The organism is Clostridium sp. BNL1100, assembly GCF_000244875.1.
Lineage (GTDB): Bacteria > Bacillota > Clostridia > Acetivibrionales > DSM-1351 > Ruminiclostridium.
The window spans coordinates 1,506,093-1,515,080 of the sequence record NC_016791.1 but is presented as its reverse complement, the minus strand read 5'-3'; the positions used below and the strand labels follow the sequence as shown (position 1 = coordinate 1,515,080).

2 protein-coding genes are annotated in these 8,988 nt (G+C 34.5%); both read right to left on the bottom strand.

Features of this window, described 5'->3' with window-relative positions; genetic code table 11:
- Positions 1–22: 22 nt before the first annotated feature.
- A complete protein-coding gene (locus CLO1100_RS06325; protein WP_014312921.1) occupies positions 23–6,556 on the bottom strand; it encodes a non-ribosomal peptide synthetase in 6,534 nt (2,177 codons plus the stop codon).
- 841 nt (positions 6,557–7,397) lie between these two features.
- Positions 7,398–8,507: a hypothetical protein gene (locus CLO1100_RS06320; protein ID WP_014312920.1), complete on the bottom strand. Its 1,110-nt coding sequence runs from the start codon at positions 8,505–8,507 to the stop codon at positions 7,398–7,400.
- Between the last annotated feature and the right edge of the window lie 481 nt (positions 8,508–8,988).

The following is an 8,988-nucleotide window of genomic DNA, read 5'->3' as shown; positions in this document are numbered from 1 at the left end:
TTAATTTGGCAAACCAGTAGTGCTACTCAAACAGTGAATCAAGCTCTTCCTGATTCATATCAAGTGTTTCAAAATCAGATGGTGTAAAATAAACATCATCACTGCCAACAGTGTAGCTTATGATATTTTCAAGATTTCTCAGATATCTGTCCCTAAAGCCGGACATGGTTTCTTCCTTATATGCTTTTTCGTTGTAGAATATTTCAATTTCAAACATGTCATTTATCACCATACAATTAATCTCCAGCCTTGCTGTCATTGTATTGGTGAGGCATGATTCACTTCCCGTTGTCAAATGTGAATAAGAAAATATATCGTTATCAGACTCTTTATCAAATCGTCCAAGATAATTAAATCTAAGTTCCGTCATTCTTTCATCTATTTCATTATCCTCATCGGTTAAGTATTTTAATATTCCGTAGCCTACTCCGTTTTGAGGAACTTCCCTTATGCTTTCTTTTATCTGTTTTATCTGGTCTCCCGTATCTGCGCTACTTATAGAAATTTTCAGAGGATAAATTGCGGTAAACCAGCCAACTGTTCTTGAAACATTTATTCCTTCTATATTTCGGCCGTTATTCTCCATCTCAATTACTATTTCACACAAGCCAGTCCACTCTTTTACAGTTTTTGCAAGTGCTGTAACAAGAAGGTCTTCAACCGAAGTGTTGTAAGCTTTATTCGCATCATTTAAAAGTTTTTCAGTTTTTCCTTTGTCAAGATATCCTTTTACAAAATATCCTGAAGCAATACTCCAGTCTTCTGTGTCAGCATCCTTAGGAAGCTCAAATCTGAAATCAGCATATTTCTCCCAAAATCCTTTTTCTAAAATTAGCTTATCACTGTCTTTTATACTTAACAGCTTTTCATACCAATCCTTTAAGGATGCTGTCTTATTAGGCATAATAACTTCCCGACCATTCTCAATTGCCTCATATGCCGAAAATAAATCCCCCAGAATAATCCTCCATGAAACTCCGTCAACCGCTAAATGATGGATTGTTATAAACAGCTTGTCATTGTCTTCGAAATGAATAATAGCAGCTTTAATAAGTAATCCATCTTTTATATCAAATCCCGACTTTAATTCCATACCTATTTTAATCAATTCATTTTCCTGATTTTGCGGTGGTAATCCGGCAATATTAAAGGTTTTAATATCAAAATCTTTGGTTATTTCCCCATTATTAAAGAAAAATTCGTGTCTATCGTGGGAGTAGTTAACCCTCAATGCGTCATGGTGTTCTATTATTTTTACCAAAGCCATTTTAAGTTTTTGAATATCTATGGGCTTTTTAAGTTCTAGCAAAATGGATTGATTAAAGTAATTGAGATTATTAAACCTTTTGTTAAAAAACCATTTAACTACAGGAGTAAAACCAAAGCTTCCTTCAATAAACCCTTGTCCATAATTATTGGATTTTTGCATATCATCAGCATTTAAAATAACTTTTGAAATAGTACGATGTACAAGGATATCTTTTACCTCTATATTTAAACCTTCCCCGGCAAGTAGAGAAACAATCTGTATTGCTTTAATGGAATCTCCCCCAAGTTCAAAAAAATCATCATTAATACCAACTTTGGCTAACCCAAGAACTTTTCCCCATACTTTAGCCATTATATGTTCTTCTTTACAAGAGGGCTCAACATACTCCATATTCCTATTTATGCTTAATTCAGGCTCTGGCAGAGCCTTTCTGTCCACTTTTCCGTTCTGGGAAAGTGGCATCTTTTCCAGCCTTACAAAATACGACGGAACCATATATTCCGGGAGGCTCCTAGTCAGATATTCTCTTAATTCTCCCGGTGCAATGTCCCTGTCTGCTATCAAATATGCACACAGGTAGCTGCTGCCCTCTTTTTCTGTCCTTGCTGCAACCACAACCTCTTTTATGTTTTCATGTTTTAAAAGTTTTTCTTCAATCTCTTCCAGCTCAATCCTGAACCCTCTTATTTTAACCTGATGATCTATTCTACCCAGATATTCTATATTCCCATCGGGCAGCCACCTTGCCAAATCCCCGGTTCTGTACATGAGAATGTTAGCGGCGTTCTCACCTGCAAAGGGATTGTGTACAAATTTCTCTGCCGTCAGCTCAGGCCTGTTGAGATACCCTCTTGCCAAGCCGTCACCTGATATACACAATTCACCCGGTATCCCCACAGGCTGCATGTTATTGTACTTGTCCACCACATAGAGCTGTATATTGTCTATTGGCTTTCCGATTGGTACAAGGTCAATATCCGTTCCTTGCGGGCAATCAAAGTAGGACACATCCACGGTTGCTTCGGTAGGGCCGTACAGATTTATAAGCTTTGTTCCGTATCTGCTGCCTACCAGTTGGTTAAATCTCTGTACCTGTTTTACCTGTAGGGCCTCCCCGCTGGCAAATACCTGTTTCAGGCTTGAAATTTTATCCTCTGATTTTCCGTTTTCCATATATTCAAGGAACATGTTTAACATTGACGGAACAAAGTGCATTGTAGTAACACCTTGCTTTTCTATTGCATCTGTTATGGCTCCCGGATCTTTTTCTCCTCCAGGTGCCAGAAAATACACTTTTGCCCCTGCAAAAAACCACCAGAACAACTCCCATACAGATACATCAAAGGTATAGGTTGTTTTTTGCAGTATTACGTCCGCATTCCCAATCGGATACTTTCTCTGCATCCAGTTTATCCTGTTTATAACCGAGTAATGCTCAATCATGGCACCCTTCGGCTTTCCTGTAGAGCCGGAGGTATAGATTATATATGCGAGGTTACGGGAGGTATTTATTTTTTCGAGGTTTGAGCTATCGCCTTCGTATAGTACACTGTCATCCAGATTCATTACCGTGACCTCTAAAGCAGCAATAACCTCTGGTGTCCATCTTCCGACAGCGTCTCTATTTGTTAGCAGTATGCTTGTACCGCTGTCCTTTAAAATATACCTTACCCTTTCCTCGGGATAGTCCGGGCTCACAGGCAGATAGGCTCCCCCTGCCTTTAGTACCGCAAGTATACCCGTTATCATTTCAAGGGAGCGGTCAAGCATTACCGCAACTATGCTATCTCCCTTCACTCCCTGCTTTCTCAATACTCTTGCCAGAGAGTTGGCACGTTGGTTAAGCTCTCTGTAGCTAAGCTTTTCATCCCCAAACATTACCGCAATATTATCAGGGGTTTTTTCTGCCTGCTCCTCAAAAACCCTGGAAATGGTTTTTTCTATTGGATATTCATATTCTGTGTTATTAAAATCAAATAGTATCTGACTTTTTTCCTGTGTAGTCAGCATTTCTATCTGTGAAATCTGTATTTGAGGGTTTTCTGCAATTCTCTCAAGTATGTTTTTAAAATGGAGTGCCAACCTCTCCATGGTTTCTTTTTTAAATAGTGATGTACAGTACTCCAGATTGAATGCTATATCGTTGCAGTTTTCTACTGCTTCCAATGTCAAATCAAACTTGGACGACTTGCTGTTTATGTAATATTGATTAAAGCATAAATCATCAATTTCAAACTCCGGTATGTCCATATTTTGCATTACGAGCATTGTATCAAAAAGAGGATTTCTGCTGATATCCCTTCTTTTGTCCAACTTTTCTACCAACTGATCGAATTGATAGTCCTGATACTCAAAAGCTTTTAATGCGTCTTTTTTTACTTCTTCAAGGAAATATAAAAAAGTTTTATCTCCTACAGGAAAATTTCTTAATGGTAAAGTGTTTACAAACATACCTACAACATTTGATACATCTGGATGCTTTCTACCGGCTACAGGTGACCCTACAACAATATCTTCCTGTCCTGAATACTTTGAAAGCAGCACATTGTACGCCGCAAGAATAATCATAAAAAGGCTTGCACCATTTTTTTCTCCGAGCTTTTTCAGTTTCTCTTTAAGATTATTTTGTATACTAAACCTTATGGAATCTCCATTAAAGTCTTTAATTGCAGGTCTGTTGTAATCCAGTGGCAGTGACAATAACGGTAATTCTCCCTTAAATCTGTCCAGCCAATAATTTTCCTGAATTTTCAAAACATCTGTCTCTGAAAAATCATTTCTCCATTGCGAATAGTCCTTATATTGGACTTTCAATGGATTCAACTTTTCGCCTCTATATAAACCTGCAAAATCTTTTATTAAAATACCCATGGATGTTCCGTCGGATATAATATGGTGTATATCAAGAAATAGGGTATGCTTCCTATCCGATATCTTTACAAGTTTCACCCTCATAAGGGGAGCTTCAAACACATTAAATGGCCTGATAAACTTTTCAGCTAAAGAATTTATTATGTGATTAACATTTTCATTTGAACCAACTTGTAGAGTATCTGTTTCAATACTAAAATTAACACTACTATGTATCTTTTGAACAGTTTGGCCTTCCACGACCTCAAATGAAGTCCTTAAAGATTCGTGTCTCTGAACTAAGTCATTAAATACTTTCTCAAGCCTTTTGTAATCAATATCTCCCTCAATAATTATGACGACCGGAATATTATAACTAGTCCCTACTCCACCAAGCATTTCCAGAGAAAAGACCCTTTTTTGTGCAGGTGTCACCGGATAGTAGAGTTTTTCAAAAACAGGTTCAATACTTTGATATTTTTTATTATCAGCTTTTTTTATGTATGACAAAATCTCATTTAAAGTACCATACTCAAATAGCTTTTCAATTGGTATCTCAACGTTAAAATGTTTTTGAATTCTTGAAGCCAGAATTGCTGACTTTAAGGAATCTCCCCCCAGCTCAATAAGATTATCGGTTAGCCCAATGCTTCTAATACCTAACACATCACAACAAATATTTTTAAGGGTTTCTTCGGTGGTATCCCCGATGTTGCCAATATTTTCAACCGGTTCAATATTTGTTAATTCTTTAAGCTCACTAATTACTTTGTCAAATTCACCATTTTGGTACATCTCCCCAAGTTTGTACCTTTGAATTTTTCCGCTTGTGGTTTTGGGAAAGCTTTTAACAGGAATTACATTTTCTATCTCCAACCCCATGTGCTTATATATGTGCTTTTTGAGGTTAGATGCGAGTTTAACAAAACTATCTGGTTTTTTCTTATAAACAATAAATAGTATTATGTCATCTTTTTGGGAAGTTCTATTGAACAAACCACATGCAGCCGCCTTACCAAGCTCCACACCGTCAACACCTTCCGAGACCCGTTCCACATCATGAGCATAATAATTCTGTCCGTTTACAAAAATAACGTCTTTTGCTCTCCCGGTAACAATCAGCCTTCCATTTCTGAAAAATCCCAGGTCCCCGGTATCTAGCCAGTTATCTTTCCTAAATGCCTTTAACGTAGCATTCCTGTTATTATAATAACCCGAAGTTACATTATTACCCTGTATTTCGATATTACCTACTATATTTTCACCCAGAACTGTACCGTTATTGTCACAAATCCTAACACTACAGTCTGTTACAGGATAGCCAACATCTGCAAACTCTATAGCACTTATGCAATCGTTCCCGTCAAATTCCTTGATACTTTGTCCTATATACAAGAATTCACGATCAAGTTTTATAGACACAAGTTCCTCACCATGTGGAGGAAATGTTACTGCAAGACTGGCTTCAGCCATTCCATATACATTAAATAAAACGTTTGATTTTAATCCGTATACTGATAACTCATCTAAAAACTTTTTACAAAGTTCTACGGAAATAGGCTCCGCACCGTTAAAAATTATTCTTACATTGGACAAATCCCAGTTTTCAGCTCGTTCAGCCTTATAAAACTCAAGAAAATACTTATATCCGAAATTAGGTGATGAAAGTATGGTAAGCCTGTGTTCATTAGCCTTTTTAATCCATAGAATCGGATTACGGATAAATAGTGAAGTATCCATAATATATTGATTTATACCCGCTGCCAAAGGTGTTATATGAAACCCGATTAAACCCATGTCATGAGTTAAAGGCATCCAACTAAGAGAAGTGTCTTTTTGTGTTACACATATACCTGAAAGTATTGCACTAACGTTAGTTAACAAATTACCGTGAGTAAGTATTACTCCTTTCGGGTCTCCGGTGGAACCTGATGAGAATTGTATAAAGGCGATATCCTCAGGAGTTGACTTAAACAGTTCTCCAGTACCGTTGGCCTCTGTTATATCTTCTATAAAAACAGTTTTTCCTGTGATTTCTTGTATTTTATCCTGCTCAATACCGTCTTCCAAAGATTTTTCCAGGACATTTGTTCCTTTATCTGTTAAGAGGTATGGGTTATTTAAAACTTCCCATATGTTAAATAATTTCTGTCTGTGTTCGCTTTTGTTTCCCACCGCTACAGGAACAGGTATTACTCCCCCCAGTATACATGCCCAGAAACAGCAAACAAACTCATAATTATCTTTTATTTGAAATACGAGTTCGTTTCCACGGTGTATTCCGTTTTTCTGAAGGTTATACAATATTCCGAGAGCTTTCTCATATAAATCACTATATGAAATAAATACCTCATTACATTCACCAGAAATAAAAGTAATCCCTTTATTAGCAGGTTTGTCTACAATCAAATCAACCAGACTATTGTATAAGCTCATACTTTATACATCTCCCATATCTTAATTGTGATTATAAAGTCTTTATACTGCCGGAGTTTAGCAATATAACCCTAATATATCCCGATATTCATAGGATTAAAGAGTTATATAAAAATCAATATTAATATTTTAAAGCGTATTTATTGATAAAAAACGAATGACAAAGTCGTAATAATGCTAGTCTGCATTATGTAGTATTATTTCAACTTGTATGAATTGTGTAATAAATAATTGAATTATATTTAGTATGATGAATTCTGCTGTATAAGTATTAAAACTTAAAAATAATCGCATACTTTGTCGTTAATATTATATGTAACATATTACTATATAATGATTATTTTGTCAAATAAAGAATTTATCTGTAGGATTATTCGAAAGGAAAAAGATTTGCTAATGCTTTTCTTAAAAGGCTTTATAATACAAACTTTAAATGGCGTAGACTATTAATCGTAGTAATATTAGGTAAATAACTTCATTCTTTTCTTCAATTTTATATATTTCTTTAATTCTTTCAAAGCGTTGCTCTTTAAATGTTATCTCCACTTTCAGAAGCTTGGTTCCATAACATATAAAATTTGTCTAGATTAATTTCATGTCTATATCTGTTATAAAATACTTTTACACCAAGAAACTTAGACTTACTGTGATCCAATAATGTATCGTCTATATCAAAAAAATCATTTTCATTCTCCTTGAAAAATCCTTTATTATATATAAAATACTATATTGGATAAATTACCTCAAGAGTTAAAGTCATTTTTATAAAAATATTAAAGGCTTCTTTTATACACAAATCTTAATAAAAGCAAGCCTTTAATATTTTACATTGTTTTATTTATCATTCATTATAAGTTATTGTTGGTGAATCTTCCCTATCAATGCTTTTGTCATTATAGAAATAATTAAGAGAACTGAAGAAATCAATAGGCTTTCCTGTATTTAAATCAAACACAAGAATGTGATTGGCATTTACAAAGTCAGATGAGTCAAGATCTCTAGGAGTAATTCTCCCATTCGGATCCACAAAAGATTTTGAATAGTTTAAAGGATTGGAATTTTCAGTAATTGTTTCGTAATATGTATATGTGGTACCTTCATTTAAATATAACAATATTGCATTATCAGAAGATGCATATTGTGATTTATACGTAACAGGAGCGGAAAGTGTTCTAACTTTAACATTTTCTAAAATCATTTTCTTTGTTTCAGTAACTAGCTCTTTCACAGTCATAACATCCCTTCTCCAATTTAAATGACTGTTAGATGCTACAGTATCCCAACTAAAAACATATATTCCATTTGCATAAACTTCTTGATTTGCATATGATATAACCAACTGTTGTAAAGAAGGAGTAATTGCATTGATACTGCTAAACTCGCCTGCTGGATTAGTAGCATTGATTTGCAAGTCATAATTATCTCCTACGGAACCCTTAGAAGATATCAGAAATAAATAATCGCCCTGTTCCAGTCCACTATTTGCTATTATGTTGTTTGAACTCTCTACAATATCCGTAGGTAAAGCTTGACCCGTTATATCATCAATTTTGTAAAGACTTATTGTATAATCAGCATTACTTGAAGCTAATTTAGCCCAAATAAAGGTATCTTTCGTTACAGTAAAGTAAACATAATTTGTATTATTCTCAGCTGTTATTATTCCGTTTTGAATTAATCTTGGATTATTTTGTAAAAATACGGTATTTGAAACTACGGTTGATGTCATATAGGCACTCACACTGGAAGCTGCTTTTGATGCCTTATTTGCTTTTAATTTTATTGCTGGCTTACTATAGTCTATATTCACATGGCTTTTTATGTTTACATCTGCGATATTAATATTTGCAGTGTTGGCATTATCACCACTTTCAGCAAAAGCAGTCAATGAACTACTTACTAATACCACTGCCATAAAAATTGATACTATAGTTCTCAAAATCGTTTTCATAAAATTTCTCCTTAAGTTTTAAATTTTGTTAAATACAATTAGGGGAATTTATGACTTTTAAATATACTTACCCTCCCTTTTTAAACATCTCCCTTAGCAAATATCCCCATGTGGTCACAAGTAAATAAGCCCTATTTGCTTAGGGGTACAGAACTTACCAAATATCGAGCCCAATGGAAATAGAAATTCTAAGACAAGAATGTGGCAAATTATTACATTTATTGTATATTATGTTTTTGATAATGTCAAAGAGAAATCCAAATTTTTCAACATAACTAGATTGCTATGTCCTTGTGCTGTCTAATTATTAGATAAAGCAGAATTTGTTATGTTGTAATATTATGTAAAAAAGTTTTATTATATTTGGTAATAAAACTTTACACTCTTTCTCAACTTATCAGCTTTATCAGTTTTTACGAATTAAGAATAAAATGAAACTCCCGATTTAAAAAGAGATATATTTAAGAACTAATTTAAAGTA

Coding starts and splice junctions, on each gene's coding strand:
- CLO1100_RS06320 (WP_014312920.1), bottom strand. CDS start 8,507: ATGAAAACGATTTTGAGAACTATAGTATCAATTTTTATGGCAGTGGTA.
- CLO1100_RS06325 (WP_014312921.1), bottom strand. CDS start 6,556: ATGAGCTTATACAATAGTCTGGTTGATTTGATTGTAGACAAACCTGCT.